This window comes from Schumannella sp. GW821-FHT10F01, assembly GCF_058809295.1.
In genome coordinates this window covers 125,332-151,386 of record NZ_JBXASM010000006.1, presented here as the reverse complement: position 1 = coordinate 151,386, position 26,055 = coordinate 125,332, and the positions used below count along the sequence as shown (strand labels likewise).

Annotated in this window: 31 protein-coding genes; 26 read left to right on the top strand and 5 right to left on the bottom strand. The window is 74.1% G+C overall.

Annotated elements, in window-relative coordinates:
- Positions 1-174: 174 nt before the first annotated feature.
- The 5 genes from AC1RSJ_RS09115 (at position 175) to holA (ending at position 6,017) form a co-directional block, all read left to right on the top strand.
- Positions 175-879, top strand: coding sequence for a helix-hairpin-helix domain-containing protein (locus AC1RSJ_RS09115; protein ID WP_493118045.1), 705 nt, complete (start codon positions 175-177; stop codon positions 877-879).
- Positions 876-3,281 carry a ComEC/Rec2 family competence protein gene (locus AC1RSJ_RS09110; protein WP_493118044.1) on the top strand — a complete coding sequence of 802 codons (2,406 nt, stop codon included), beginning with the start codon at positions 876-878 and terminating at the stop codon, positions 3,279-3,281. The genes AC1RSJ_RS09115 and AC1RSJ_RS09110 overlap by 4 nt, the downstream gene beginning before the upstream one ends.
- A gap of 148 nt (positions 3,282-3,429) precedes the next feature.
- Positions 3,430-4,602, top strand: a complete 1,173-nt coding sequence (locus AC1RSJ_RS09105; protein ID WP_493118043.1) for an inorganic phosphate transporter — start codon at positions 3,430-3,432, stop codon at positions 4,600-4,602.
- Positions 4,599-4,853: a hypothetical protein gene (locus AC1RSJ_RS09100; protein ID WP_493118042.1), complete on the top strand. Its 255-nt coding sequence runs from the start codon at positions 4,599-4,601 to the stop codon at positions 4,851-4,853. The genes AC1RSJ_RS09105 and AC1RSJ_RS09100 overlap by 4 nt, the downstream gene beginning before the upstream one ends.
- A gap of 141 nt (positions 4,854-4,994) precedes the next feature.
- Positions 4,995-6,017: a DNA polymerase III subunit delta gene (gene holA / locus AC1RSJ_RS09095; protein WP_493118041.1), complete on the top strand. Its 1,023-nt coding sequence runs from the start codon at positions 4,995-4,997 to the stop codon at positions 6,015-6,017.
- 112 nt (positions 6,018-6,129) lie between these two features.
- On the opposite strand, the gene rpsT is transcribed toward holA, so the two are convergent.
- The 3 genes from rpsT to AC1RSJ_RS09080 form a co-directional block, all read right to left on the bottom strand.
- Positions 6,130-6,393 carry a 30S ribosomal protein S20 gene (gene rpsT / locus AC1RSJ_RS09090; RefSeq protein WP_493118040.1) on the bottom strand — a complete coding sequence of 88 codons (264 nt, stop codon included), beginning with the start codon at positions 6,391-6,393 and terminating at the stop codon, positions 6,130-6,132.
- A gap of 156 nt (positions 6,394-6,549) precedes the next feature.
- Positions 6,550-7,044, bottom strand: coding sequence for an NUDIX hydrolase (locus tag AC1RSJ_RS09085; protein ID WP_493118039.1), 495 nt, complete (start codon positions 7,042-7,044; stop codon positions 6,550-6,552).
- Positions 7,041-7,772: an alpha/beta fold hydrolase gene (locus tag AC1RSJ_RS09080; RefSeq protein ID WP_493118038.1), complete on the bottom strand. Its 732-nt coding sequence runs from the start codon at positions 7,770-7,772 to the stop codon at positions 7,041-7,043. The genes AC1RSJ_RS09085 and AC1RSJ_RS09080 overlap by 4 nt, the downstream gene beginning before the upstream one ends.
- A 34-nt stretch (positions 7,773-7,806) precedes the next feature.
- On the opposite strand from AC1RSJ_RS09080, the gene AC1RSJ_RS09075 reads away from it, so the two are divergent.
- The 6 genes from AC1RSJ_RS09075 to AC1RSJ_RS09050 all read left to right on the top strand — a co-directional run bounded on the left by AC1RSJ_RS09075 (position 7,807) and on the right by AC1RSJ_RS09050 (position 12,366).
- A complete protein-coding gene (locus tag AC1RSJ_RS09075) occupies positions 7,807-8,985 on the top strand; it encodes a pyridoxal phosphate-dependent aminotransferase (protein ID WP_493118037.1) in 1,179 nt (392 codons plus the stop codon).
- A gap of 81 nt (positions 8,986-9,066) precedes the next feature.
- On the top strand, positions 9,067-9,462 hold the full coding sequence (locus tag AC1RSJ_RS09070) for a DUF4190 domain-containing protein (protein WP_493118036.1): 396 nt from the start codon (positions 9,067-9,069) through the stop codon (positions 9,460-9,462).
- A 102-nt stretch (positions 9,463-9,564) separates the two neighbouring features.
- A complete protein-coding gene (gene lepA, locus AC1RSJ_RS09065) occupies positions 9,565-11,421 on the top strand; it encodes a translation elongation factor 4 (protein WP_493118035.1) in 1,857 nt (618 codons plus the stop codon).
- Between the two features lie 37 nt (positions 11,422-11,458).
- Positions 11,459-11,764 carry a hypothetical protein gene (locus AC1RSJ_RS09060; RefSeq protein ID WP_493118034.1) on the top strand — a complete coding sequence of 102 codons (306 nt, stop codon included), beginning with the start codon at positions 11,459-11,461 and terminating at the stop codon, positions 11,762-11,764.
- Between the two features lie 9 nt (positions 11,765-11,773).
- On the top strand, positions 11,774-12,181 hold the full coding sequence (locus tag AC1RSJ_RS09055; protein WP_493118033.1) for an MmcQ/YjbR family DNA-binding protein: 408 nt from the start codon (positions 11,774-11,776) through the stop codon (positions 12,179-12,181).
- On the top strand, positions 12,178-12,366 hold the full coding sequence (locus tag AC1RSJ_RS09050; RefSeq protein WP_493118032.1) for a hypothetical protein: 189 nt from the start codon (positions 12,178-12,180) through the stop codon (positions 12,364-12,366). Before AC1RSJ_RS09055 ends, AC1RSJ_RS09050 begins: the two co-directional genes overlap by 4 nt.
- Positions 12,367-12,379: 13 nt before the next feature.
- Here the strand turns inward: AC1RSJ_RS09050 and AC1RSJ_RS09045 are convergent, their stop codons facing one another.
- Positions 12,380-13,768, bottom strand: a complete 1,389-nt coding sequence (locus AC1RSJ_RS09045; RefSeq protein ID WP_493118031.1) for an MFS transporter — start codon at positions 13,766-13,768, stop codon at positions 12,380-12,382.
- A 53-nt stretch (positions 13,769-13,821) separates the two neighbouring features.
- Here AC1RSJ_RS09045 and AC1RSJ_RS09040 point away from each other — a divergent pair, with 53 nt between their 5' ends.
- The 6 genes from AC1RSJ_RS09040 (at position 13,822) to hemW (ending at position 17,338) form a co-directional block, all read left to right on the top strand.
- Complete coding sequence (locus AC1RSJ_RS09040) at positions 13,822-14,250, top strand: MarR family winged helix-turn-helix transcriptional regulator (RefSeq protein ID WP_493118030.1); 429 nt, start codon at positions 13,822-13,824, stop codon at positions 14,248-14,250.
- 47 nt (positions 14,251-14,297) lie between these two features.
- Positions 14,298-14,849, top strand: coding sequence for a YbhB/YbcL family Raf kinase inhibitor-like protein (locus AC1RSJ_RS09035; protein ID WP_493118029.1), 552 nt, complete (start codon positions 14,298-14,300; stop codon positions 14,847-14,849).
- A gap of 35 nt (positions 14,850-14,884) precedes the next feature.
- Positions 14,885-15,052, top strand: coding sequence for a hypothetical protein (locus AC1RSJ_RS09030; RefSeq protein ID WP_493118028.1), 168 nt, complete (start codon positions 14,885-14,887; stop codon positions 15,050-15,052).
- Positions 15,037-15,360 (top strand): hypothetical protein, encoded by a 324-nt coding sequence (locus AC1RSJ_RS09025; protein WP_493118027.1) that lies wholly within the window; start codon positions 15,037-15,039, stop codon positions 15,358-15,360. The genes AC1RSJ_RS09030 and AC1RSJ_RS09025 overlap by 16 nt, the downstream gene beginning before the upstream one ends.
- Before the next feature lie 86 nt (positions 15,361-15,446).
- Positions 15,447-16,112: a DUF1990 domain-containing protein gene (locus AC1RSJ_RS09020; protein ID WP_493118026.1), complete on the top strand. Its 666-nt coding sequence runs from the start codon at positions 15,447-15,449 to the stop codon at positions 16,110-16,112.
- A complete protein-coding gene (hemW, locus tag AC1RSJ_RS09015; RefSeq protein WP_493118025.1) occupies positions 16,112-17,338 on the top strand; it encodes a radical SAM family heme chaperone HemW in 1,227 nt (408 codons plus the stop codon). Before AC1RSJ_RS09020 ends, hemW begins: the two co-directional genes overlap by 1 nt.
- A gap of 65 nt (positions 17,339-17,403) precedes the next feature.
- Here hemW and AC1RSJ_RS09010 read toward each other — a convergent pair whose 3' ends face one another.
- Positions 17,404-17,916, bottom strand: coding sequence for a DUF4870 domain-containing protein (locus AC1RSJ_RS09010; protein ID WP_493118024.1), 513 nt, complete (start codon positions 17,914-17,916; stop codon positions 17,404-17,406).
- 209 nt (positions 17,917-18,125) lie between these two features.
- Here AC1RSJ_RS09010 and hrcA point away from each other — a divergent pair, with 209 nt between their 5' ends.
- Genes hrcA through era form a run of 9 tightly spaced genes read left to right on the top strand, consistent with a single transcriptional unit; the run spans position 18,126 to position 26,037 of the window.
- Positions 18,126-19,151 (top strand): heat-inducible transcriptional repressor HrcA, encoded by a 1,026-nt coding sequence (gene hrcA, locus AC1RSJ_RS09005; protein ID WP_493118023.1) that lies wholly within the window; start codon positions 18,126-18,128, stop codon positions 19,149-19,151.
- An 11-nt stretch (positions 19,152-19,162) separates the two neighbouring features.
- Positions 19,163-20,269, top strand: coding sequence for a molecular chaperone DnaJ (dnaJ, locus tag AC1RSJ_RS09000; RefSeq protein ID WP_493118022.1), 1,107 nt, complete (start codon positions 19,163-19,165; stop codon positions 20,267-20,269).
- A gap of 4 nt (positions 20,270-20,273) precedes the next feature.
- Positions 20,274-21,005: a 16S rRNA (uracil(1498)-N(3))-methyltransferase gene (locus AC1RSJ_RS08995; RefSeq protein ID WP_493118021.1), complete on the top strand. Its 732-nt coding sequence runs from the start codon at positions 20,274-20,276 to the stop codon at positions 21,003-21,005.
- On the top strand, positions 21,002-21,811 hold the full coding sequence (locus AC1RSJ_RS08990) for a phosphotransferase (RefSeq protein WP_493118020.1): 810 nt from the start codon (positions 21,002-21,004) through the stop codon (positions 21,809-21,811). Before AC1RSJ_RS08995 ends, AC1RSJ_RS08990 begins: the two co-directional genes overlap by 4 nt.
- A gap of 52 nt (positions 21,812-21,863) precedes the next feature.
- Complete coding sequence (locus tag AC1RSJ_RS08985) at positions 21,864-22,220, top strand: histidine triad nucleotide-binding protein (protein WP_493118019.1); 357 nt, start codon at positions 21,864-21,866, stop codon at positions 22,218-22,220.
- 58 nt (positions 22,221-22,278) lie between these two features.
- Positions 22,279-23,316, top strand: a complete 1,038-nt coding sequence (locus AC1RSJ_RS08980; protein WP_493118105.1) for a PhoH family protein — start codon at positions 22,279-22,281, stop codon at positions 23,314-23,316.
- Entirely contained in the window at positions 23,316-23,771 is a 456-nt protein-coding gene (gene ybeY / locus AC1RSJ_RS08975) for an rRNA maturation RNase YbeY (RefSeq protein WP_493118018.1), read from the top strand. The genes AC1RSJ_RS08980 and ybeY overlap by 1 nt, the downstream gene beginning before the upstream one ends.
- A gap of 3 nt (positions 23,772-23,774) precedes the next feature.
- The gene (locus tag AC1RSJ_RS08970) at positions 23,775-25,097 is read left to right on the top strand and encodes a hemolysin family protein (protein ID WP_493118017.1); all 1,323 of its coding nucleotides are present in this window, start codon (positions 23,775-23,777) and stop codon (positions 25,095-25,097) included.
- A complete protein-coding gene (gene era, locus AC1RSJ_RS08965; RefSeq protein ID WP_493118016.1) occupies positions 25,078-26,037 on the top strand; it encodes a GTPase Era in 960 nt (319 codons plus the stop codon). The genes AC1RSJ_RS08970 and era overlap by 20 nt, the downstream gene beginning before the upstream one ends.
- Positions 26,038-26,055 lie beyond the last annotated feature (18 nt).

The following is a 26,055-nucleotide window of genomic DNA, read 5'->3' as shown; positions in this document are numbered from 1 at the left end:
CGCCGAGGGCGCCGAGCCCGATGGCTGAGTAGCGCCCCCTGGGGCGCGTATCGAAGCCCCCGCCGCCGCGGCGCGAGCCGCATCCGCTCCTCCCCAGCGGCCCGCCACGAGCACCCATCCCCGGATCCGCACCCGAGCCCGCGCGGGCCCGACGCGCCTTCCTAGCGTCGGAGGGTGACCGATCCGCTCGCCCCCGATCCGGGGAGAGCGCGGCTCCGGATCGCCGCGGGTGCTGCCGTGCTGCTCGTCCTGGTCGCCCTCGGTGCGGCCGTGGTCGCGGCGCTGCTCGGGCCGTCCGGGGCGACCGCGGTCGTCGAGCCGGACGGGTCCGCCTCCGCCACGCCCGCGCCGTCCGGACCGGCGCGGGCGTCCGGGTCCGGGCGTGCGTCCGGCGGCGCGTCGGGCGACCCGCCCCAGGCGGCCGGCGCCGCGCTCTACGTGCATGTGGTCGGGCGCGTCCGAGCCCCGGGCCTCTATCGCCTGGCACCCGGAGCACGCGTGATCGACGCCGTGGCGGCCGCCGGCGGGCTCACCCCCGAGGCGGATCCGGCCGCGGTGAACCTCGCCCGTCCGCTGTCGGACGGCGAGCAGCTCGTGGTGCCCGCCGTGGGGGAGCCGCCACCCGTGGCGGCCGGGAGCGGCACCGGCGGCGGAGGGACGGGCGGCGCCGCCGGCGGGCCGGGCTCCGCCAAGGTGAACCTCAACTCGGCGGATCAGGCCGCGCTCGAGACCCTGCCGCGCGTCGGTCCCGCGCTCGCCCAGCGCATCCTCGCCTGGCGCGAGCAGAACGGGCGCTTCGCGTCCGTCGAGGACCTCCGCGCCGTGAGCGGGATCGGCGACAAGACCTTCGAGCAGCTCGCGCCGCTGGTGACCGTGTGACGCCGCGCCCGGCCGACCTCCGGCTGCTCCCGCCCGCGGCCGCGATCTGGCTCGCGACCGGACTCGGCTCGGCCGTCGCGGATCCGCGGCTGCCGATCCTCCTCGCCTGGGTCGCGGCGGGCGCGGCGGCGGCACTCGCGATCCTGGCGCGCCGGCGGGCCGGTCCCGGAGGCAGGAATGGGCCGGCGGGACGTCGGAGACCGGGACGATCCGCGCGGCCGATCGACGTCGTGCCGCCGATCGCCGCGATACCGCTGGTGGCCGCCGCGCCGCTGATCGCGACCGCGCTCGCCGCCGGTGCGCTCGGCCTCACGGTGGCGGCCGCGCACGAGCGCGCCGTCCGTCCGCCGCTGCTCGCCGAGGCGTCCGCGTCGGGGCGAGCCGTGGAGATCGAGGCGACGACGGCCGCCCCGCCGGTGGACGGCCGGGTCGAGCTGGTGCTGCACGGCGTCGGCACGGTCGATGCGGAGTGGCGCGGGGAGTCGCCGGCGCTGCTGTTCGCGCCGCTGCCCGCCTCGACGGCGCCGGGCACGCCGCTGCGGCTGCGCGGCACGCTCCGCGCGACCGAGCCCGGCGACGACGTCGCGTTCCTCGTGTTCGCCCGCGGATCGCCCGACGTCGCCGGCCGTCCGCCACCGCTGCTCGCGGCGACCGCCGAGCTCCGTGCCCGGCTCGTCGTCGCGTCCGAGCGGCTGCCCGGGGACGGCGGGCGCCTGCTGCCCGGACTCGCGGTCGGCGACACGAGTCGGGTGGACGAGCCCCTCGCGACGGCGATGAAGGGCGCGAGCCTCACCCACCTGACCGCGGTGTCCGGTGCGAACTGCGCCGTGGTGGTGGCCCTGGCCGCCGGCGGGCTCGCGCTGCTCGGCGCGCCGCGGCTGGTGCGGATCGGTGCGGCGCTCGTCGTGCTCGGCGCGTTCGTCGTGCTCGTGACTCCGCAGCCGAGCGTGCTCCGCGCCGCGGCCATGGCGGCGCTCGTGCTCGTCGCGACCGCGCTCGGCCGGCCGGTGCGCGGCGTGCCGCTGCTCTCGACGGCCGTCATCGTGCTCCTGATCGCGGATCCCGCGCTCGCTCGGGACTACGGCTTCGCGCTCTCGGTGCTCGCGACCGGCGGGCTCCTGCTGCTCGCGCGTCCGCTGGCGATGCGGCTCGAGCGGGTGCTGCCGCCCTGGCTCGCGCTCGCGATCTCCGTGCCGGTCGCGGCGCAGCTCGCCTGTCAGCCCGTCCTGCTGCTGCTCGCGCCGGTCGTGCCGCTGTACGGCGTTCCGGCGAACCTGCTCGCCGAGCCCGCGGCGCCGATCGCGACCGTGCTCGGGCTGCTCGCCTGCGTCGTCGGCGGCGTGAGCCCGCCGGCGGGCGGGGTGCTCGCGGCGGTGGCGTGGCTGCCGTCCGCGTGGATCGGCGCCGTCGCCCGTGCCGCCTCGTCGCTGCCGGCGGCGCAGCTCCCGTGGCTGTCGGGCGCGGGCGGAGCGCTCCTGCTCTCCGCTCTCACCGCGGCGGCGCTCGTCGCCGTGCTCGCGCGGCGGCGGCGGCTCCGCACGGCATCCGGCGCCGTAATCCTCCTCGTGCTGGCCGGCTGGGCGGGCGGCGCGGCGGGCTCGGCCGTGGCGACCGCGGCTGGACGCCCGGGGGACTGGCAGTACGCGCTCTGCGACATCGGCCAGGGCGACGCGACGGTGATCCGCAGCGCGGGCGAGATCGCGCTCGTCGACACCGGCCCCGACCCGGCGCTGCTCGCCGTCTGCCTGCGCGCGCTCGGCATCGAGCGGATCGACCTGCTCGTGCTGACCCACTACGACCTCGACCACGTGGGCGGGGTCGACGCGGTCGTCGGCCGCGTCGACCGTGCGCTCATCGGCCCGAGCAGCGGCACGGACGACGACCGGGTCGCGGAGCGGGTCCGCCGCGGCGGCGCGCGGGTCGATGCCGGGGTCGCGGGGCTGACGGGCACGCTCGGCCTGCTCGTCTGGACGGTGCTCTGGCCGCCGCCGCGCGGCGTTGAGCCGGGCAACCCGGCCAGCGTCACGCTGTCGGTCGAGCCCGGTCCGGGCTGCCGCGACGGCACCGGCTGCCTCGCCGGGCTGCTCCTCGGCGACCTCGGGCGCGAGTCGCAGGCTCGGCTGCTCGGGTCGGCGCGACTCGGCCGCTACGACGTCGTCAAGGTCGCCCACCACGGCTCGGCCGATCAGGATCCGCGGCTCTACACCGCGATCGGCGCGTCCGTCGGGCTGATCGGCGTCGGCGCCGACAACGACTACGGCCATCCGACCGCGTCGGCCCTGGGCATGCTCGCGGATGCCGGCACCCGCGTGGCGCGGAGCGATCGCGACGGTCTGGTTCTCGTCGCGGATCGCGGCGGCGGCCGGATCGCGCTCTGGACCGAGCGGCGGGATCCGGGATGACCGGCACTCGGCACTCGGCACCCGGTACCCGGCACGCGGCACCCGGGAGCCGCCTGGACGCGGCGGCCGCGTTCATCCCCAGTTCACCCCGCGCTCCTACCGTCCCCGTGTCCGACCACCCCCGGGCCGGGCGCGGAAGGGGTCCGCCATGGATCAGATCCTCGTCGTCGTGCTGGTGGTCGTCATCGCCCTGGCCTTCGACTTCACGAACGGCTTCCACGACACGGCGAACGCGATGGCGACGTCCGTGGCGACCGGAGCCCTGAAGCCGCGAGTCGCGGTCGCCATCTCGGCGGTGCTGAACCTCGTCGGCGCGTTCCTGTCGACCGAGGTCGCGAAGACGATCTCGAACGGCATCATCAAGGAGGGCGACGGCGGCGTCGAGGTCGGTCCGACGCTGATCTTCGCCGGCCTGGTCGGCGCCGTGCTCTGGAACCTCACCACCTGGTTCTTCGGCCTGCCCTCCAGCTCGAGCCATGCGCTGTTCGGCGGGCTCATCGGCGCGGCCGTGATCGGCGTCGGCATCGGCGCCGTGGACTGGGGCGTGCTGATGTCGAAGGTGATCCTCCCGGCGCTGCTCTCTCCGCTGATCGCCGGGTTCATCGCCCTCGTCGCGACGTTCGCCGTGTACCGGATCACGCACCACGCCAGGACCGCCGGCGCGACGACCGGCTTCCGGCACGGGCAGACGATCTCGGCCTCGCTCGTCTCCCTCGCGCACGGCACGAACGACGCCCAGAAGACGATGGGCGTCATCACGCTGGCCCTCATCGCGTCGGGGCTGCAGCCGGCCGGATCAGGTCCCCAGCTCTGGGTGATCCTGGCCTGCGGGCTCGCGATCGCCATGGGCACCTACATGGGCGGCTGGCGCATCATGCGGACGGTCGGCAAGCGGATCACCGACGTCGAGAGCCCGCAGGGCTTCGCCGCCGAGGCGAGCTCCGCGGCGACGATCCTCGCGTCGAGCCACCTCGGCTTCGCGCTGTCGACCACCCAGGTCACCTCGGGCTCGGTGATCGGCGCCGGGCTCGGCAAGCGGCTCGCGTCCGTGCGGTGGGGCATCGTCGGCCGCATCGCGACGGGCTGGGTGCTCACCCTGCCGGCCGCGGCGCTCGTCGGCGGGCTCGCCGCGCTGCTCGCCGCAGGGCTCGGATCGGCGGGCGTCGTCATCGTCGCCGTCCTGGCGCTCGGCGGCGCCGTCGCCTTCGCGATCGGCGCGCGCCGAAACCCGGTGACCCAGCACAACGTGAACGAGGAGTCCGGCGGCGAGGGCGCGCCCGAGCTGGTGCCGGCCGGAACCGACGAGGAGGGATCGCGATGATCACGATCGACTGGGGCGCCTTCGGCGTCGTGCTGGGGGTCGCCTTCGCCGCGGCCGTCGGCATCGCGGTCTTCTACGCGTTCTCGCTGCGGCTGCTCGCGGCCGGCAGCGCAGACGGGGGCGAGATCGAGCACGGACGCCGGCCCGCGGCCGCGACGCTCGGCGCGGTCGTCTGCCTCGCGATCTGCGTGGCGACGGTGCTGTTCGGGCTGTGGCTGATCATCCCGCAGATCCCGAAGCCCTGGGAGTAGCCGCCGGCCCGCACCGCCCCGGCCGTCACTCCGCCGCGGCCACCACCCCGCCCCGGCCGTCACCCCGCCGACCGGCCACCCGGTGTCGGCGGGCGTCGGCGCCCGCCGGTACGCTCGGAGCGACCGAGAACGGAGGGACGGATGCCGAGCAGGCCGGCCGCGCGGGGCACGAAGACCGCGATCCCGCAGCTCGCCTGGGACCAGGTCCGCCCGGCCCCGGTCGTCCTGATCAGCGGACCCGAGACGGTGCTCGCGGATCGCGCGCAGCGGCTGCTGCGCGACGTGCTCCGCGCCGAGGACCCGAGCCTCGAGGTGACCGACCTCGAGGCCTCCTCCTACGCACCCGGCGAGCTGCTCACGCTCGCGAGCCCGTCGCTGTTCGGCGAGCCGCGGCTGCTCCGGGTGGACGGCGTGGAGAAGGCGTCCGACGCGTTCCTCGACGACGCGCTCGCGTACCTCGCGGCACCGGCCGAGGACTGCTATCTCGTGCTCCGTCACGCGAGCGGCGTGCGTGGCAAGAAGCTGCTCGACGCCGTGCGCGCCGGCACGGGCGGCGGCATCGAGGTGCCGTGCGCCGAGCTCAAGCGCGACTCCGAGCGCGCCGACTTCGTGGCGGCGGAATTCCGCTCAGCCGGCCGCCGCATCTCCGGCGGCGCGCTCCGCGCCCTGACCTCGGCCTTCACCGACGACCTGGCGGAGCTCGCGGCCGCGTGCCGCCAGCTGCTGGCCGACACGTCGGACGAGGTCACCGAGAAGGTCGTCGACCGCTACTACGGCGGCCGGGTGGAGACCACCGCGTTCGCCGTCGCCGACGCCGCGATCGTCGGCCGCACCGGCGAGGCGCTCGGGCTGCTGCGTCACGCGCTCGCGTCCGGCGCCGATCCGGTGCCGATGGTGGCCGCGTTCGCGATGAAGGTGCGCGGCATGGCGAAGCTCAGCGGGGCACGGGGATCGAGCGGCGAGCTCGCCTCCCGCTTCGGCATGGCGCCGTGGCAGGTCGACCGCGCCCGGCGCGACCTCCAGGGCTGGACCGACGAGGGGCTCGGCGTCGCCATCAGCGCCCTCGCCGAGGCCGACGCCCAGGTCAAGGGCGGCGGCCGCGATCCGGTCTATGCGCTCGAGCGGATGATCCGCACGATCGGCTCCCGCGGCATCCGCGCCTGAGCGCGCCGACGCTCGGCCGCACCTGAGGGCTCCGCGACAGCCCTCGCACCTGCCCCCGCACGCACGAAGGCCCCCGTCCATCCGGACGGGGGCCTTCGACGTGCGGGATCGATCAGGCGATCGACGCGACCTGCTTCGCGATCGCCGACTTGCGGTTCGCGGCCTGGTTGCGGTGGATGACGCCCTTCGACACGGCCTTGTCCAGCTTCTTGGACGCGGTGGCCAGCGCGGCGGTGGCCTTGGCCTTGTCGCCGGCGGTGACGGCCTCGCGGGTGACGCGGAGGGCGGTCTTGAGCTGGCTCTTGACCGCCTTGTTGCGCTCCTGGGCCTTCTTGTTGGTGCCGATGCGCTTGATCTGCGACTTGATGTTCGCCATAGGTCAGCTTCTCTCTTGAGGTACGTACGAGTGGATGTTGCCGTCGCAGCGGTAGAGGGGCGCTCTCGGGCGAATCGCGTGGTGGGAACCACACGCAAAACCGAGGGTCAACGTTACCAGAGCGCGGGAGCCGGGCGATACCCGCGATTCCGGGCCTCAGCGCTCGAAGGCGGCGCGCTCGTCGTCACGCAGCGCCCACTCGATCCGGCGCCGCTTGTGGGCGGGCATCGGCGGCTCGAGGGCGTCGAGCTCGGACACAGGGAGCCAGCGCGCCTCGGTGGCCTCGCCGTCGACGGGACGCGGCTCGCCGGAGATCCACCGGCAGCGCACCACGACGGCCAGGTACTGCGCGCGGTCGCCGTTCGGGTACGTCACGGGCGCGTCGACGGTGACGCCGGCGATCCGCTCGACCTCCGCGACGACCCCGGCCTCCTCGGCGACCTCCCGCACGGCGGTCTCCGCGGGATGCTCGCCGGGCTCGATGACGCCGGCCACCGGCTCCCAGGTGGCGTCGTCGGCACGGCGCACGACGAGCACCTCCTCGTCGCCGGCCGGCCGCGTCCGCACGACGACGGCGGAGACGCCCGAGAGCCAGAGCAGCTCGTGGCCGACCGACTCGCGCAGCCGGAGGATGAAGTCGGGCGTGGTCACGGGACGAGCTCCTCGAGCAGTCGGGCGAAGGCGGCGGGGTCGGCGATCCGCTCGGCGAGACGCTCCGGCCCGGCCCGGTGCACGGTCGCACCGGCACGGCGGAGGGCGCGCTCCTGGAACCGGAAGCGGTCGCGCGCGCCGTTGAGCACGAGCACGGGCGCCGGGGTGCGGCGGATCGCGTCGAGCACCGGGAAACGCGCGAGGTCGTCGAGCGCGGGCCCGAGCACGCGGCTGCCCTCCGCGCGCGCCGAGCCGCGGTCGAGCACGCCGTCGCCGGCCCACGCGTCGACTGCGGCGCCGCGGTCGGGCAGGAGCGCGGAGGTGGTGTCGGCGATCCGGTAGCTGTCGAGCACCCAGCCGAGCACCTCCGTGCCGATGCCGGCGGCGATGACGGCGGAGGCGGGCGTGCCGGAGGCGCCGGCCGCGATCGCCAGGTGCCCGCCGAGTCCGCGGCCGACGAGCAGCGGCGCGAGTACGGCACCCGCGTCCGAGCCCGCGGCGTCCGCGTCCGCGCCGGTGACGTCGGCGCCGCTCATGACCGACTCGGCGGCGTCCGACACGGCCGACACCGCGCCGCCGAGGCGGAACGTCTCGCGGGTGCGGGACCCGTGGCCGGGCAGCGTCGGAGCCACCACGGCGCGGCCGGCGGACTCGAGCGCCGCGCGCACCGCGTCCCAGTCCTCCGGCGACCCGCCGAGCCCGTGGACGAGGACGACGGGGGCGGGCACGAGCCCGATGCTATGCGGCGGCTAGCCTGAGCGCATGCCCTCCCTCGCGCCGCACATCCCGTCGGTGCCCGGGTCGGGCATCCGCCGAATCTACGAGATCGCGGCCGAGCTCGACGGCGTCATCTCGCTCGGCGTGGGCGAGCCGGACGTGCCCGTCGCGCCCCACATCACGGCGGCCGCGCAGGCCGCCTGGCAGCGCGACGACACCGACTACAACCCGAACGGCGGCATCCTGCCGCTGCGCCGCGCGATCGTCGAGAAGCTGCACGAGCGCAACGGCCTCGACGTCGCCGTCGAGCAGGTCTGGGTCACGGTCGGCGCGACGCAGGCGATCTACCTCGCCCTGCAGCTGGTGCTCGCGGCCGGCGACGAGGTGCTCGTGCCGGATCCGGGCTACACGACGTTCACGATGGGCGCGCGGATGCTCGACGCGACCCCGGTGCCGTACTCGCTGACGCCGGAGCGCGGCTTCCTGCCGAGCATCGACGAGCTGGAGCGGATCGTCGGCGACCGCACCCGCGCGATCATCGTCAACTCGCCGTCCAACCCGCTCGGCGCGGTGTTCCCGGCCGAGACGCTGCGCGAGCTGCTCGCCTTCGCCCGCGCGCACGACCTGTGGGTCATCAGCGACGAGGTCTACGAGGCGTTCAGCTGGGGCGGCCCGCACGTCAGCATCTCCGCGTTCGACGACGAGGACCGGGTGCTCAGTGCGTTCTCGCTGTCGAAGACGTATGCGCTCACCGGCATCCGCGTCGGCTACCTGGTGACCCCGCCCGGCCTCTCGGCGACCATGCGGACGCTGCAGGAGGCGATGATCAGCTGCGTCAACCTGCCGGCCCAGCACGCGGCGATCGCCGCGATCACGGGTGAGCAGGAGCACGTGGAGCGGGCCGCCGCCCACTACCGGCGCAACCTGGCGGCCGCCACGGCGCTGCTCGACGAGCGCGGCATCCGCTACCTGGAGCCGTCCGGCGCGTTCTACCTCTGGGTCGACGTCGCGTACGCGACGGACGGCGACGTGGCCGGCTGGGCGGAGCGCCTCCTCCTCGCCGAGCGGGTCGCCGTCGCGCCGGGGAGCGCGTTCGGGCGCTCGGGGGAGGGCTGGATCCGCCTCTGCCTCGCCGCGACGGAGGAGGACCTCCTCGAGGGCATCCGCCGCCTGCCGTCGCCGACGCCGTCCGCCCTGTCGCCGTCGTCCACGCCGTCCGCCTGAGCGGAATCCGGTGGATCGCCGCCCGGCTTCCGGGGGTTCGCCCCCGCCTCCGGGCGGTGCATCGTCCGTAGCGTCGGAGGCATGGACACGACCACCACCCCGGTCCCCGACGCGGACCGCACCAGCACCGCTCCCGAGCTCGACACCGCCGCTCCCCAGCCGGTGCCGACCGACGCCACCGCCTTCCAGTACCCCTACCCGGCACCCGCCCCCGCCGGCTCGGTCCGCAACCCGTGGGCGATCGCGAGCCTCGTGCTCTCGTCCGCCTCGATCGTGCTGGCGCTCGGCATCCCGGCGATCCTCGGCATCGTCTTCGGCGTCATCGCGCGCCGCGAGTCGGCGCATCCGACCGACCGCGTGATGGCGGCCTGGGGCATCGGGCTCGGCATCTTCTCGCTGTTCTGGTGGGTCGCACTGCTCGCCCTCGGCGCCGCGGTCGCCCTGCCGTTCTTCTTCCTCGCGCCGCTCTTCAACTGACGACCGGCGTCGACGGCCGGCTGACCGCGGCCGGCCGTCCGGTGGCGCCGCCGACCTCCCCTGTCGGCGGCGCCGTCGCGGGGATGCGAGAATCGTTGCGACATGTCCCCGCGCGCCCTGAAGCCCCTCGAGCCGGCCTCGACCGACCCGTCGAGCATCCGGAACTTCTGCATCATCGCGCACATCGATCACGGCAAGTCCACGCTGGCGGACCGGATGCTCGGCATCACGGGCGTCGTGTCCGACCGCGACATGCGCGCGCAGTACCTCGACCGCATGGACATCGAGCGCGAGCGCGGCATCACGATCAAGAGCCAGGCCGTGCGCATGCCCTGGGCGCTCGACGGCTCGACGTTCGCGCTGAACATGATCGACACCCCCGGCCACGTCGACTTCACCTACGAGGTGTCGCGCTCGCTCGCCGCCTGCGAGGGCGCGATCCTGCTCGTCGACGCCGCGCAGGGCATCGAGGCGCAGACGCTCGCGAACCTCTACCTCGCGCTCGACAACGACCTCGAGATCATCCCGGTCCTCAATAAGATCGACCTCCCGGCCGCCGACCCCGACAAGTACGCCCGCGAGCTCGCGCAGCTCATCGGCGGCGATCCGGACGACGTGCTCCGGGTGTCCGGCAAGACCGGCGCCGGCGTCGAGGCGCTGCTCGACACCGTCGTGCAGCGCATCCCCGCGCCGACCGGCCGGGCCGAGGGCCCCGCCCGCGCGATGATCTTCGACTCCGTCTACGACTCGTACCGCGGCGTGGTCACCTACGTCCGCATGATCGACGGCCGGTTGAACCCGCGGGAGCGCATCCAGATGATGTCGACGCGCGCGACCCACGACATCCTCGAGATCGGCGTGAGCTCGCCCGAGCCGACCCCCTCGAAGGGCCTCGCCGTCGGCGAGGTGGGCTACCTCATCACCGGCGTGAAGGACGTGCGCCAGTCGAAGGTCGGCGACACCGTCACGACCGCGTCGAAGCCCGCGACCGAAGCGCTGCCGGGCTATACCGATCCGCTGCCGATGGTGTTCTCGGGCGTCTACCCGATCGACGGCTCGGACTACCCGGACCTGCGCGACGCGCTCGACAAGCTGAAGCTGTCGGATGCCGCCCTGCAGTACGAGCCGGAGACCTCCGTCGCGCTCGGCTTCGGCTTCCGCTGCGGCTTCCTCGGCCTGCTGCACCTCGAGATCATCACCGAGCGCCTGCGCCGCGAGTTCGACCTCGACCTCATCACGACGGCGCCGAGCGTGCCGTACCAGGTGACGACGGAGGACCGGAAGACGGTCACGGTCACCAACCCGAGCGAGTACCCGACGGGCGCGAAGATCTCGGAGGTGCTCGAGCCGGTCGTCAACGCGTCGATCCTCGCGCCGAAGGACTACGTCGGCGCGATCATGGAGCTCTGCCAGACCCGCCGCGGCACCATGAAGTCGATGGACTACCTCGGCGAGGACCGCGTCGAGCTGAAGTACACCCTCCCGCTCGGCGAGATCGTCTTCGACTTCTTCGACCAGTTGAAGTCGAAGACGCAGGGCTACGCGTCGCTCGACTACGAGCCGGCGGGCGAGGCTCCCGGCGACCTCGTGAAGGTCGACATCCTGCTGCAGGGCGAGGCCGTCGACGCGTTCAGCGCCATCGTGCACAAGGACAAGGCCTACGCCTACGGCACGATGATGGCGCAGCGGCTGCGCGAGCTGATCCCGCGCCAGCAGTTCGAGGTGCCGATCCAGGCCGCGATCGGCGCGCGCATCATCGCCCGCGAGTCGATCCGCGCGATGCGCAAGGACGTGCTCGCCAAGTGCTACGGCGGCGACATCACCCGCAAGCGCAAGCTGCTCGAGAAGCAGAAGGAGGGCAAGAAGCGGATGAAGATGGTCGGCCGCGTCGAGGTCCCTCAGGAGGCCTTCATCGCCGCCCTCTCGGGTGACGTCGAGACGAAGGACAAGAAGAAGTAGTCCGTCCCCGTCCGGGTCGCACGGCTACCGTGTGGTCATGAGCGGCGACGGGCACGAGGACGGCTGGAACGGCCGCACGCCCGCGCTGTCGCGGCTCCGGCGGCGCCTGCTCGGTCCGCGTTCGCCGGAGGCCGACGCGCTGGCGTCCGCGACGCGGAACGCGACCGCTGCCACGCTGCTCTCGCCGATCTGGACGACGCCGTTCGACGAGCCGCCGCCGGATCCGATCGAGCTCGACGCGCAGGCGCTGCCGTGGGAGCTGCGCGGTGAGGACGAGGACGGCGACGACGACGCGCGCGACGACCCGGCCGACGGGGTCGACCCGGACGCCCCGCGCGCGTAGCCTCGCGCCATGGCCGACTGGACCGACGTCGAGCGGATCGCGCACGGGCTCCCCGGCGTCGAGGAGGTCGTCCGCTTCCAGCACCGCGCCTGGACCACCGGCACCGCGTTCGTCTGGGACCGTCCGTTCACGAAGGCGGATCGCGGGCGCGAGCCCGGACCGCTGCCGGACGGCCCCATCCTCGCGGCGCGCGTCGCGGACGAGGGCGAGAAGGCCGCGCTCCTCGCCGCCGAACCCGACTGGACGCTGACCATCCAGCACTTCGAGGGGTTCCCGGCCGTGCTCGTGCAGCTCGAGCGGGTGCCCGCCGACCGGCTCGCGGAGATCATCACCGACGCCTGGCTCGCGGTCTCGCCGGCGGCGCTCGTCGACCCGTTCCTGGCCGAGCATCCGGAGCTGAGCGGGGCCGGCGCGTGAGCGCGCGGGTCGTCGTGCCGCCGACCGTGACCGGGCTGCTCGCCGTCGCGGCCATCGTCGCCGCGATCGCCTCGGGCAGCGTGCTGCTCGCCATGGCGGCCGGGGCGCTCGTCGTGCTGACCGCGATCCTGGCGCTCGGCCCGCTGCTCGCCCGGCTCGTGTTCCGGGTGCCGCCGGAGGACTGACGCGCCGCCCGGCTCAGCCCTCGCCGCGCGCGACGAGGGGGATGCGGCGATCGAGCACGGAGAGCAGGATCGCGGCGACGCCGATGCCGACCACGACCCAGCCGATCCGGTGGAAGCCGTCGTCGGTGATCCGGTCGCCGAAGGTCAGGCTGATGACGCTCGCCGAGAAGATCGCGCCGAGGTAGGCCGCCGTCCTCGACAGCCCGGAGGCGACGCCGATCTGCTCGGCCGGCGCCTGCACGTAGAGCGTCGCCTGGTTCGGATAGCCGGAGAGCCCGTTCGGCAGCCCGAAGAGCACCGACAGCCCGATCAGGGCGAGCACGCCGGACGTGCTGTCGATGAACACGATCGCGACGCCCGCGGCGAGCATCGAGACGGCGCCGACGACCAGCGGTCGGCGCACCCAGCCCCGCACCGAGTTGATGCGGGCGACGACCATGCTGACACCCGACAGCGGGAGCATGATCAGGCCGACCTGCAGGGCGGTGTACCCGGCGCCCGCCTCCATCCACTGGCTGACGCCGTACAGCGCGGTGTACGTGCCGAGGCCCATGAGCAGCTGCCGCAGGTAGGTGCGCTGCAGCGGGCCGTTGGCCGCGAGCATCCGCACGTCGATGAGCGGGGAGCCCGCACGCTGCTCGCGCAGGATCAGCGCCGCGACGCCGACGAGCGCGACCGGGATGAGCCACCAGACCGGGTCGGCGAGGTCGGCGAGGAAGACGAGCGCGGCCACGACCGAGACCGCGAAGAGCCCGATGCCCGGCAGGTCCATCGCCCGCACGGTCGCGAGCGCGCCGCGGCCCTCGCGCGGCGGATCGCGCTCGATGCCGAGGAACGCGAACGCGAACACCACGATGGCGAGCGGCACGTTGACGAAGAAGATCGCGCGCCAGCCCAGCGTGCCGGCCAGCACGCCGCCGATGGGCAGCCCGAGCACGATCGTGATCTGCGCCGCGATGCCGAAGCCGCCGAGCACCCGGCTCGGCACGCCGGTGCCGAGCTCGTCGGCACGCCGGCGCACCATGGCCATGGCGGTCGGATACGCCGCGGAGGTGCCGATGCCGATGAGCGCGCGCGACAGGAGCAGCACCCAGAAGGCCGGTGCGGCGGCGCCGACGACCCCGGCGAGGAGCAGCAGCGCCGTGCCCGCGAGGAACACCCGACGCGGGCCGAAGATCGCGGCGAGCTTGCCCATCGTCGGCTGCGCCACCGCGCTGCAGAGGTAGAGCACGGAGACGAGCGAGGCGGCGGCCCCTGGCCCGAGCCGGAAGTCGGCGGCGATCCCGGCCAGTCCCACCGCGATCATGGAGCTGTTGATCGGGTTCAGGGTCGAGCCGAGCAGCAGCGGCAGCGTGAATCGCGCCCCGAAGGGCCTGCTCGCCGTGGCCTCGCGTGTCGTCATGTCCGCCGGTTCCTACGTATACCGAATGAAAGTCCTCAGGTATGCTAACGAATATGGTCGATACCCGCACGACGGAGCTCAGCGCGCGGCTCCGCACCTCGATCTCGCTGCTCACCCGCCGGATGCGCGCGCTCCGCGCCGACGGCGACCTCGGCTACGCGGCCGTCGCGGCGCTCGGCGTGCTCGTCAAGGAGGGGCCGCTGACCCTGACCGCGCTGGCCGACCGCGAGCGGGTGACTCCGGCGTCCGTCAGCCAGAGCGTCAACCGGCTCGCCGCGGACGGGCTCGTCGCACGCACGCCTGATCCCGCCGACGGCCGCCGCGTGCTGCTTAACGCGACCGAGCGCGGCCGCTCCGTGCACGAGGAGGCGCGGGGTCCCGCGCGGGAGTGGTTCGAGTCCGGACTCGCGGCGCTCGGCGAGCGCGACCGCCGCGTGCTCGAGCGAGCCGCGGACATCCTCGACCGGGTGGCCGCCTCGTGAGCGCGCCACGGCAGTCCCCGCGGGCGACCCCCGCCGTCCGCGCCTCGGTGGCGGTGCTCGGACGCCTGCTCCGCAACCGGCGCGCCGACCCCGCGAACAGCATCCAGCGGATGCCGGAGCTCGCCGCGCCGGACGCGCTCGTCCTGACCAGCACGTCGTTCGCGCACGGCGCCCCGATCCCCGACGCGAACGCACCGCGCGGCGCGAACCGCTCGCCGCAGCTCGCCTGGTCGGGGCTCCCGGCCGACACGGCGCAGCTGCTGCTCGTGATGGAGGATCCCGACGTGCCGTTCGCGCGCCCCGCGCTGCACATGATCGCGCTGCTGCCGCCGGAGCCCGCCGAGCTGGCGGAGGGCGCGCTCGCGGCCCGCGCCCCGGCACCCGGCGTGCGCTTCGTGCCCGCGTTCGCCCGGCGCACGGGCTACCAGGGCCCCGGCGCGCTGCCGGGCCACGGCGTACACCGCTACGACTTCCTGCTCTACGCGCTCGACCGGGCGATCCCCTCGAGCACCCCGGTCTCCGGCTTCGCGGCGCTGCGTCCGCTCGTCGCCGGGCACGTGCTCGCCCGCGGGCACCTCCAGGGCACGCAGGAGGGCTGAGCCGCGCGGCGTCCCGGCCGCCGTACGCTGTGCGGATGGCGGAGCCGCGTCGCGCACGACGCCGCGTCGCGTCCCTCGCCGCGGCGGCAGTGATCGCCGCGGGGCTGAGCGGCTGCGGACTCGGAGCGACCACGATGCCGGTCGAGGGCTACCTCGACGCCGGATCGGGATCGGCGGGACGCCCTGGGTGCGGCGCGCCCTGACGGCGATCGAGCAGGCCGGCCTCCCGCCCGAGATGACCGACCTCGGCGTCGCGGCCTACGGCGACCGGTGGGACGAGGGCGGCGGAACCGGCGACCTCCAGCTCTCCGTCGCGCGGTCGCGCGAGCTCGCCGGCGATGCGGCGAGCTGGAGCGCGCGGCAGCAGGAGTGGACCGCCGAGCTCGACGACGGCTCCGTGCTGTGGTGGTCGGATCGGCGCACGCTCGATGCGCGTCGCGAGCTGGCGCGCCAGCGCGGGCTGCACGGCGTCGCGGTCTGGCAGCTCGGCACCTCGGATCCGATCGGCTGAGGCCCGGCCCTGGACGGATCGGCCCCGCCCGGCCGGATCGGCGCGGCCGGGCGCCTCGATTACCCTGGAGCCGTGGAGGAGCGCTCGTGACGCGCGGCCCGCTCTGGGAGCGCGCCGTGACCTATGCCGCCGTCGGGGCGACCCGCGCGCCGGACCTCCTCGACTACCCGCCGGCCGGATTCCGCCCCATCGAGCGCCGCGCGCTCATCGGCCACGGCCCGGAGCGCTGGGACTGGGCGACCGCCCGCACGCTCACCTGGGGCGTGCAGAAGTCGGCCGGCTTCAGCGTCGAGGTCGAGGAGGCGCCCGCCGAGGCGACCGTGCTGAGCTACCAGCCGGTCGGCTTCGACGACGCGGGCGAGCCCGTCGCGCCGGCCGTCGTCGGCGAGCACTCGGAGCGCATCTACGCGCCGGACGGCACTGCGCTGCTGCGCCCGGGCGACTCGGCCCTGCTCGGCATCCGCTTCCTGTTCCTGCGCTTCCGCTTCCCCGCACGGGTCGTGTACGTCGTCGACGAGCCGAATCGTCGCGGCTTCGCCTACGGCACGCTGCCGGGTCACGCGGAGTCGGGCGAGGAGGCCTTCATCGTCGAGCGCTCCGACGACGGCTCCGTCTGGTTCACCGTGCGCGCGTTCTCGCGGCCGCCGACGCTCGGCTGGAAGCTCGTGGACCCGCTGCTGCGGCTGACGCAGGCGTTCTACACCGCGCGCTACCTCCGCGCGCTCGCCGGGCCCATCCCGGCCTCCGCCTGATGCCGTCGATCCTGCCCGACGGCGACCCGGCCCCGGAGGACGGCGGGCTGCCCGCCTCCGTCGCGGAGGGCGCCGAGGACCGGGCCTTCGGCGTGTACCTGCACGTGCCGTACTGCCGCGTGCGCTGCGGCTACTGCGACTTCAACACCTACACGGCCGACGAGGTGCGCGGCGTGCACCAGCGCGACTACGCGGCGCAGGCGATCGCGGAGGTCGGGCTCGCCGCCGGCGTGCTCGCCGCCGCCGGCGCCGGCGGGCGCCCCGTCTCGACCGTGTTCTTCGGCGGCGGCACGCCCACGATCCTCCCGTCGTCCGACCTCGCCTCCATGCTTGCGTCGGTTCGCGATGCCTGGGGCCTGGCGCCCGGCGCCGAGGTCACGACGGAGGCGAATCCCGACTCCGTCGACCGGGAGTCGCTCGCCGCGCTCGCCGCGGCCGGCGTGACGCGGGTCAGCTTCGGCATGCAGTCCGCCGTGCCGCACGTGCTCGCGACGCTCGAGCGCACGCACGATCCCGCGCGCGTGCCGCTCGTCGTCCGCTGGGCGCGGGAGGCCGGGCTCGACGTCAGCCTCGACCTCATCTACGGCACGCCGGGGGAGAGCGCCGACGACTGGCGCCGGTCGCTCGACGCGGTGCTCGCCGAGGAGCCCGACCACGTCTCGGCGTACGCGCTCATCGTCGAACGGGGCACGAAGCTCGCGCGGCAGATCTCCCGCGGCGAGGTGCCGGCGCCCGACGATGACCTGCAGGCCGAGCTCTACGAGCTGGCGGACGACGCGCTCGCCGCGGCCGGCTACTCCTGGTACGAGGTGAGCAACTGGGCGCGCACCCCGGTGCAGCGCAGCCGGCACAACCTGTCGTACTGGACGGGCGAGGACTGGTGGGGCATCGGCCCGGGCGCGCACTCCCACGTCGGCGGCGTGCGCTGGTGGAACGTGAAGCACCCGGCCGCGTACGCGGAGCGGCTCGGCCGCGGCGTGAGCCCAGCCCACGCACGCGAGACGCTCGACGCCGAGACCCGACGGGTCGAGCGCGTGCTGCTGGAGACGCGGATCGTCGACGGGCTCGACGCCGCGGTGCTGGAGCCGGCGGGGCGCACGGCCGTCGCCGGGCTCATCGCGGACGGGCTGGTCGAGCCGGCGCCCGCGTTCCGCGGCCGCATCGTGCTGACGCGGGCCGGGCGGCTGCTCGCCGACGCCGTGGTGCGCCGCCTGCTGCCCGACTGAGCTCCGCCACCCGAGCCCGGACGCAGGAACGGCCGGGCCCCGAGGGACCCGGCCGTTCCGTCAGCTCACTTGATGAAGCGGATGTTGAAGGGGTAGCGGTACGCCTCGCCCGCGTTGACCTTCGTGAAGCCGATGATCGAGAACACGATGCCGAGCACCCACACGACCGGGATCACGATGAGGCCGATGAGCAGGAACGACAGGATGAAGCCGGCGGCCCAGCCGATCAGCAGCGTCAGCTGGAAGTTCAGGGCCTCCTTCGACTCCTGCGTGACGAACGGGCCGCGGTCCTTGAAGACCAGGTAGATGATGAGCGACGGCCAGAGGCCGATGATGCCGCCGAGGTGCGCGAAGCCGGCGTACTGCTTGTCCTCGGCCGGGCTCAGCGGCGGGGCGCCGACGGGCGCGCCGTACTGCTGGCCGGGGGCCTGCTGGTAGCCGGGGCCGGGCTGGCCGGGCTGCTGCTGGTAGCCGGGACCGGGCTGGCCCTGGTACCCGGGCTGTCCCTGGTACCCGGGGTTCGGTGCTCCGGGAGCCGGCTGGTCGCCGGGGCCGGGCTGGGCGGTGGGGTCCGTCATGGGGGTCGGCCTTTCGTCGTCAGGGAGTGCCCCCGATTCTGGGAGGTGCACCCGATCGGCCGGCGGGCGAGCATGGAGTGCCCTCGCCATGCCGATCAGCCCACAAGTTATCGGGTCGCCAGGCGGACTGGCAACGACGGCGCGCGGGAGGCTCGCGCTACACTTGGCAGTCTCCGATGTCGAGTGCCAGGTTCGGGAGGGAGGGCGCCATGGTCTCCGAGCGGGGTCTCGAGGTCCTCCGTGTGATCGTGCAGGACTACGTCGCCAGCCGCGAGCCGGTCGGCTCCAAGTCGATCGTCGAGCGCCACGCGTTCGGCGTGTCCGCTGCGACCATCCGCAACGACATGGCGCTGCTCGAGGAGGAGGAGCTCATCGCGGCACCGCACACCTCCTCAGGACGGGTGCCGACCGACAAGGGCTACCGCGTCTTCGTCGACCAGCTCGCCGATCTGCGCCCGCTGAGCCCGGTGCAGCGCCGCGCGATCGAGGCGTTCCTCGACCAGTCGAGCGACCTCGACGACGTGCTCTCGCGCACCGTGCGGCTGCTGTCGCAGCTGACGAACCAGGTCGCCATCGCCCAGTACCCCGAGTTCGGCAGCGCCCGCGTGCGGCACGTCGAGCTCGTCTCCCTCGGCCCCGGCCGGCTCATGACCGTGCTCATCACGGATGCCGGCCGCGTCGACCAGCGCCTGCTCGAGACCGGCGCGGCCGCCGACGAGGACTACGTGGCCGAGCTGCGCGCCCGCCTCAACACCGACCTGCTGGGCCTCACCCTCGGCGAGGTGCCGCCGGTGCTCCGCGCGCTGCCGGACTCCGTGCCGCCGGCCCGGCGCGAGCTGGTGGAGGCGGTGGCCGCCGCGATCTCGGCGCAGGTCGCCGACACCCGGCAGGACCGGCTCGTGCTCGCCGGCGCCGCGAACCTCGCGCGCACCGAGAGCGACTTCCGCGGCAGCATCTTCCCGGTGCTCGAGGCCATCGAGCACCAGGTCACCCTGCTGCGGCTGTTCAGCGAGATGGACATCGACGAGGCGGGCGTCGCGGCCCGCATCGGCCGCGAGAACGCCGGCACCGGCCTCGAGGAGATCGCGCTGCTCGCGGGCAGCTACTCCGCGCTCGGCGGCAGCACCGCCCGGCTCGGCCTGCTCGGCCCCACCCGTATGGACTACTCGAACAACATGGCGGCCGTCCGCGCCGTCGCCCGCTACCTGTCCCGCCTGCTCGGCGAGACCAGCTAGGAGCTTCATCCGTGGCAACTGTCGACCATTACGAGGTGCTCGGCGTCTCCCGTGACGCCTCGCCCGACGACATCAAGAAGGCGTACCGCCGGCTCGCGCGCGAGCTGCACCCCGACGTCAACCCGAGCGAGGACGCGGCCGAGCGCTTCAAGCAGGTCACGCACGCGTACGACGTGCTGAGCGACCCGCAGCAGCGCCAGCGCTTCGACCTCGGCGACGCCGCGTCGTTCGGCTCTGGCGCGTTCGGCTTCGGCGACATCTTCGAGACCTTCTTCAACAACCAGCGCACCACCGCCGGCCCCCGGTCGCGCACCGAGCGCGGGCAGGATGCGCTGCTGCGCATCGAGGTGGAGCTCGAGGAGGTCGTGTTCGGCTCGCCGCGCGACCTCGAGATCGACACCGCCGTGCTCTGCGACGCCTGCCAGGGCAGCTGCTGCGCGCCGGGCACCCACGCGGTCACCTGCGACATGTGCCGCGGCACCGGCCAGATCCAGCGCTCCGTGCGCTCGCTGCTCGGCAACGTGATGACCTCCGCGCCGTGCGGCACCTGCCGCGGCTACGGCACGGTCATCCCGAACCCCTGCCCGTCCTGCGCGGGCCAGGGCCGAGTCCGCTCGAAGCGCCGCATCGGCGTCGACATCCCGGCCGGCGTCGACACCGGCGTGCGCATCCACCTGCCCGGCGAGGGCGAGGCGGGCCCCGCGGGCGGCGCGAACGGCGACCTCTACCTCGAGGTCAAGGTCAAGCACCACGACGTCTTCAGTCGGAACGGCGACGACCTGCTCGCGACCCTCGAAGTGCAGATGACGGACGCCGTGCTCGGCACGAGCGCCACGCTCACCGGACTCGACGGCCAGCCGATCGACGTCGCCGTGAAGCCAGGCACCCAGAGCGGCGACGTCGTCACCGTGAAGGAGCGCGGCATCACGCACCTGCGCGGCAACGGCCGCGGCGACCTCAAGGTCGGCATGCAGGTCGTCACGCCGGTGCGGCTCAACTCGCGCGAGCAGGCCATCTTCGAGCAGTTCGCCGCGAGCCGCCCGCCGATCAAGCCCGAGTTCAGCCACTTCCAGCAGGGGCTCTTCGCCAAGCTGCGCGACCGGTTCCTCAACCTCTAGGCCCATGGCCTGGCTCTACCTCGACGACGCACTCGACCCCGCGGACGCGGTGGTCGGGAAGCGGGTGATCCTGCGCGGGGCGGAGGCGCGGCACGCGCTCCAGGTGGCCCGCACGCGCGTCGGCGAGCGGATCGCGATCGGCGACGGCAGCGGGCTCGTCGTCGAGGGGCCGGTGGTCGGCGTCGACGACGGCGAGCTCATGCTCGAGATCGCGTCGGTGCGCGCGGATCCCGCCGCCGAGCCGGCGATCTGGCTCGCGCAGGCGCTCGCGAAGGGCGACCGCGACGAGCTGGCCGTGCAGGCGGCGACGGAGCTCGGCGTCGCCGGCATCGTGCCGTGGGCCGCGGAGCGGTCGGTCGTCCGCTGGGAGGGCGCGAAGGCCGCCAAGGCGCACGCGCGCTGGGTGGCGATCGTGCGCGAGGCCGCGAAGCAGAGCATCCGCAGCCGGGTGCCGGTCGTCGCGCCGCTCGCCTCGACCGCGGACCTCGCGGCGCTGCCCGGCACGGTGCTCGTGCTCGATCCCGGCGGCGAGGTCGCGATCTCCGCCGTGGACCTGCCGTCGACCGGGCGCATCACCCTCGTCGTCGGCCCGGAGGGCGGCGTCTCGCCGCGCGAGCTCGACCGCCTCGCGGAGTCCGGCGCCCGGATCGTGCGGCTCGGGCCGGAGGTGCTGCGCACCTCCACCGCGGGCCCGGCCGCGCTCGCGGCGCTCGACGTGCGGCTCGGCCGCTGGTGACGACGCCGGAGCACGCCGAGCCGGCGCTGCACGCCGACCCGGCGCGGCAGCCCGACCCCGCGCTGCAGCGCGAGCCGACCGACGAGGAGTGGCATCGCCGCTATCACGAGCTCGCTCCCGGCGAGATGCGGGCGCCGATCGTCGACCGGCTGCGCGGCGACGAGGCGCCCGAGCTGGTCTGGCACAACGAGCTGCACGGCCAGACCTGGCGCCTCGGCGACCGCTACCTGAAGTGGAGCCCGGATGCGGCCGGGATCGACCTGCGCCGCGAGGCCCGGCGCCTGCGGTGGCTGGAGGGCCGGCATCCGGCGCCGCGCCTGCTCGACTCCGGCCGCGACGACGCGGACGGCGTCGGCGGCCAGTGGCTGCTCACGGCCGCGATCCCCGCCGACTCGGCCGTGATCGACCGCTGGCGCGCCGACCCGGAGCGGCCCGTGCTGGCGATCGCCGAGGGCCTCCGCCGCCTGCACTCGCTGCCGGTCGACGACGTGCCCGTCGGATGGGACTCGTGGACCACCCGGACGCCGGCCTCCCTCGGCACGCGGCCGCCGGTCGACGCGGTGGTGGTGCACGGCGACGCCTGCTCGCCGAACACCCTGCTCGACGCCGACGGCCGCTTCGCGGCGACCGTCGACGTCGGCGACCTCGCCGTCGCCGACCGCTGGGCCGACCTCGCCGTGGCCGCGATGTCGCTCGGCTGGAACTACGGGGACGGCTGGGAGCCCGCGTTCTACGACGCGTACGGCATCGCGCCCGACCCCGAGCGGATCGCGTACTACCGCGCGCTCTGGGACGCCGAGTCCTGACCGCCCGCCCCGGGCCCGGCCGGGCGACCCGCCCCGCCGATAGCATGGAGCCATGAGCGAGAGCGAGCCGACGATCTTCGAGCGCATCGTCGCGCGCGAGATCCCCGCCGACATCGTCTACGAGGACGACCTGGTGATCGCGTTCCCCGACATCGCTCCGAAGGCGCCCGTGCACCTGCTCGTCGTGCCGAAGACGGCGCGCTACGCGAACGTCACGCAGCTCGCCGGCGAGGACCCCGGGCTGCTCGCCCACATCGTCGCGACCGCCCAGCGGCTCGCCGACGAGCACAGCGGCGGCTCGTTCCGCCTCGTCTTCAACACCGGCGCCGACGCCGGCCAGACCGTGTTCCACGTCCACGCCCACATCCTGGGCGGGCACCTCGAGGAAGGCTCCCTTGGCACCGAGTGACACCCCCGTCCCGGGCTCCGCGCCCGAGCGCGCCGAGCTGGAGGTCGACGGCGTCGCCATGGTGCGGCTGCTCGGCCCGCAGGACCGGCTGCTGAGCACCATCGAGCGGCAGTACCCCGACGTGCAGGTGCACGTGCGGGGCAATCACGTGACCCTCGAGGGCGAGGGCGACCAGGTGCGCGCCGCGCTGCGCCTCGTCGAGGAGCTGGTGCGGATGGTGCGCGACGGCGTGGAGCTCGGCGACACCGAGGTCACCACGTCGCGCCGCATGCTCGACTCCGGCGAGGGCAGCCCCGCCGAGGTGCTGAGCCAGGCGATCCTCACGAGCCGCGGCAAGACGATCCGCCCGAAGACGCTCGGCCAGAAGGCCTACGTCGACGCGATCGACCTCAACACCATCACCTTCGGCATCGGCCCGGCCGGCACCGGCAAGACCTATCTCGCGATGGCGAAGGCCGTGCAGGCGCTGCAGCGCAAGGAGGTCGAGCGGATCATCCTGTCCCGCCCGGCGATCGAGGCGGGGGAGCGGCTCGGCTTCCTGCCCGGCACGCTGACCGACAAGATCGACCCCTACCTGCGCCCGCTGTACGACGCGCTGAACGAGATGATGGACCCGGAGATCGTGCCCAAGCTGCTCGCCAGCGGCACGGTCGAGGTCGCCCCGCTCGCCTACATGCGCGGCCGCACGCTGAACAACGCGTTCGTCGTGCTCGACGAGGCGCAGAACACGACGCCCGAGCAGATGAAGATGTTCCTCACGCGCCTCGGCTTCGGCACGCGGATGGTGGTCACCGGCGACATCACCCAGGTCGACCTGCCGGCGCAGGCCTCGGGCCTCCGCCTCGTCACCCGCGTGCTCGACGGCATCGACGACATCCACTTCGCCCGCCTCACCTCGGAGGACGTGGTGCGCCACTCGCTCGTCGGCCGCATCGTCGACGCCTACTCGGTCTACGACGAGCAGCAGCAGGCGCGCCGCTTCGAGCGCGACCGCGCCGCCGATGCGAACGCTCAGCACCCCGACGGACCCAACCGCGCCGCGCGCCGCGGCCGTCCCGCACAGGACACCCGCCCGCCGTGGCAGAGAGGGCGCTGATGTCGATCGAGATCCACAACGAGTCGGGGATGGAGGCCGACGAGGCCTCGCTGCTCCGTCTCGCCGTGTTCGCCCTCGATCACATGCGGGTGCACCCGGACGCCGACCTCGAGATCGAGCTCGTCGACGAAGGCGCCATGGAGCAGCTCCACGTGCAGTGGATGGACGAGCCGGGGCCGACCGACGTGCTGAGCTTCCCGATGGACGAGCTGCGGCCCGGGTCCGACGACGAGGTCTCGCCGGAGGGGCTGCTCGGCTCGATCGTGCTCTGCCCCCAGGTCGCCGTCGAGCAGGCGGCGACCGCCGGCCACTCCACGCACGACGAGCTGCTGCTGCTCACCGCCCACGGCATCCTCCACCTGCTCGGCTTCGACCACGCGGAGCCGGACGAGGAGAAGGAGATGTTCGGCATCCAGCGCGACATCCTCGCCGGGTTCGCCGCCCAGGAGGGCTGACCCGTGCTCGTCGGCGTGTTCCTCGCCGTCGCGGCCCTGCTCGTCGCCTTCGGCGGCCTGCTCGCCTCCGCGGATGCCGCCCTCGGGGCGATGAGCCGTGCCGAGATCGCCGAGCTCTCGACCACCTCCCGCGCCCGCCGCTCCCTCGAGGCCATCGCCCAGGACGTCGGGGCGCACGTCAACGCGGTCAACTTCGTCAGGATCCTGGCCGAGACCACCGCCGCGGTGCTCGTGGCGCTCGCCTTCTCGTCGATCGTCGAGCAGTGGTGGCTCGTGCTGATCATCTCGGTCGCGATCATGACGGCCGCCTCGTTCGTGCTCGTCGGGTCGAGCCCGCGCAGCGTCGGCCGCACCCATCCGCGCGGCATCCTGCGCTTCTCCGCGCTGCTCGTGCACTTCCTCCGCTTCGTGCTCGGCCCCGTGGCCAACCTGCTCGTCGCGATCGGCAACCGGGTGACGCCGGGCCGGCCGCGGGCGGCGACGTTCTCCAGCGAGGAGCAGCTGCTCTCCATGGTCGACGAGGCCGCCGAGCTCGACGTGCTCGAGGAGGACGACCGCGAGCTCATCCACTCGATCTTCGAGTGGGGCGACACGGTCGTGCGCGAGGTCATGATCCCGCGCACCGACATGATCACCGTCGACGACGACACGAGCTCGTCCGCCGCCATGGCGCAGTTCCTGCGCACCGGCGTCTCGCGGATGCCGGTGGTCGGCCGCGACGCCGACGAGGTGATCGGCATCCTGTACCTGCGCGACGTGGCGCGGCTGCTCTCGGAGAAGCCCGGCGCCCGCGCGACGGCCGCATCGCTCGCGCGCCCGGCGAACTTCGTGCCCGAGTCGAAGAAGGCCGACGACACGCTGCGGATGATGCAGACCGAGTCGAACCACCTCGCGATGGTCGTCGACGAGTACGGCGGCATCGCGGGCCTGGTGACCATGGAGGACCTCATCGAGGAGCTCGTCGGCGACATCAGCGACGAGTACGACCGCGACACCCCGGACGTGTCCGAGCTCGCGCCGGGCGTGTTCCGCGTCAGCGCGCGGCTGCCGACCGATGAGATCGGCGACCTGTTCGGCATCGAGCTCGACGACGAGGACGTCGACAGCGTCGGCGGCCTGCTCACGAAGCAGCTCGGCCGGCTGCCGGTGCCGGGCTCGACCGTCACGGTGTCCGGGCTGCTGCTGCGGGCCGAGCGGCTCGAGGGCCGTCGCCGGCTGCTGCGGACCATCGTGGTCGAGCGCGACCCGGCGCTCGCCGAGGTCGAGGAGGCGCTCGTCGACGAGCCGTCGGATCGGAGGGGACACGATGAGTTCAAGCGCGCCTGAGCGGGACGAGCACGAGGCCGCGCACGAGGGCGGCGGCCGGGCGGGTCCGGGCGGCGGCTTCCGGGCCGGCTTCGCCACGTTCGTCGGCCGTCCGAACGTCGGCAAGTCGACGCTGACCAACGCGCTCGTCGGCGAGAAGGTGGCGATCACCTCCTCCAAGCCGCAGACCACCCGGCGGGCGATCCGCGGCGTCGTGCACCGTCCCGACGGCCAGCTCGTGATCGTCGACACCCCGGGCGTGCACCGGCCGCGCACCCTGCTCGGCCAGCGCCTCAACGACGTCGTGCAGGAGACGCTCGGCGACGTCGACGTGATCGGCTTCTGCATCCCCGCCGACGAGAAGCTCGGCCCGGGCGACCGGTTCATCGACGCGGAGCTCGACAAGCACCCGCACGCGAAGAAGGTCGGCATCGTCACGAAGATCGACGCGGCGCCCCGCCCGGTCGTGGCGGAGCGGCTGCTCCAGCTCAGCGAGCTGCGCGACTGGGAGGCGATCATCCCGGTCTCGGCGACCAGCCGCATCCAGCTCGACCTGCTCGTCGCGGAGCTCGTGAGCCTGCTGCCGCGCTCCGAGCGGCTCTACCCGGAGGACGCGATCACCGACGAGTCGCTCGACACCCGCATCGCGGAGCTCGTGCGCGAGGCCGCGCTCGAGGGCGTCAACGACGAGCTGCCGCACTCGCTCGCCGTCACGCTCGACGATCTCGTCGACCGCGACGACAAGGACCTGCTCGAGGTCTACGCGAACGTCTGGGTGGAGCGCGACAGCCAGAAGGGCATCATCATCGGCCGCGGCGGCGAGCGGCTGCAGGAGATCGGCGCCCGCGCCCGGGCCTCGATCGAGCCGCTCGTCGGCAAGCAGGTGTTCCTCTCCCTGCGCGTGAAGGTCGCCAAGGAGTGGCAGCGCGACCCGAAGCAGCTCGGTCGCCTCGGCTTCTGACGGCATCGGGAATGCCCG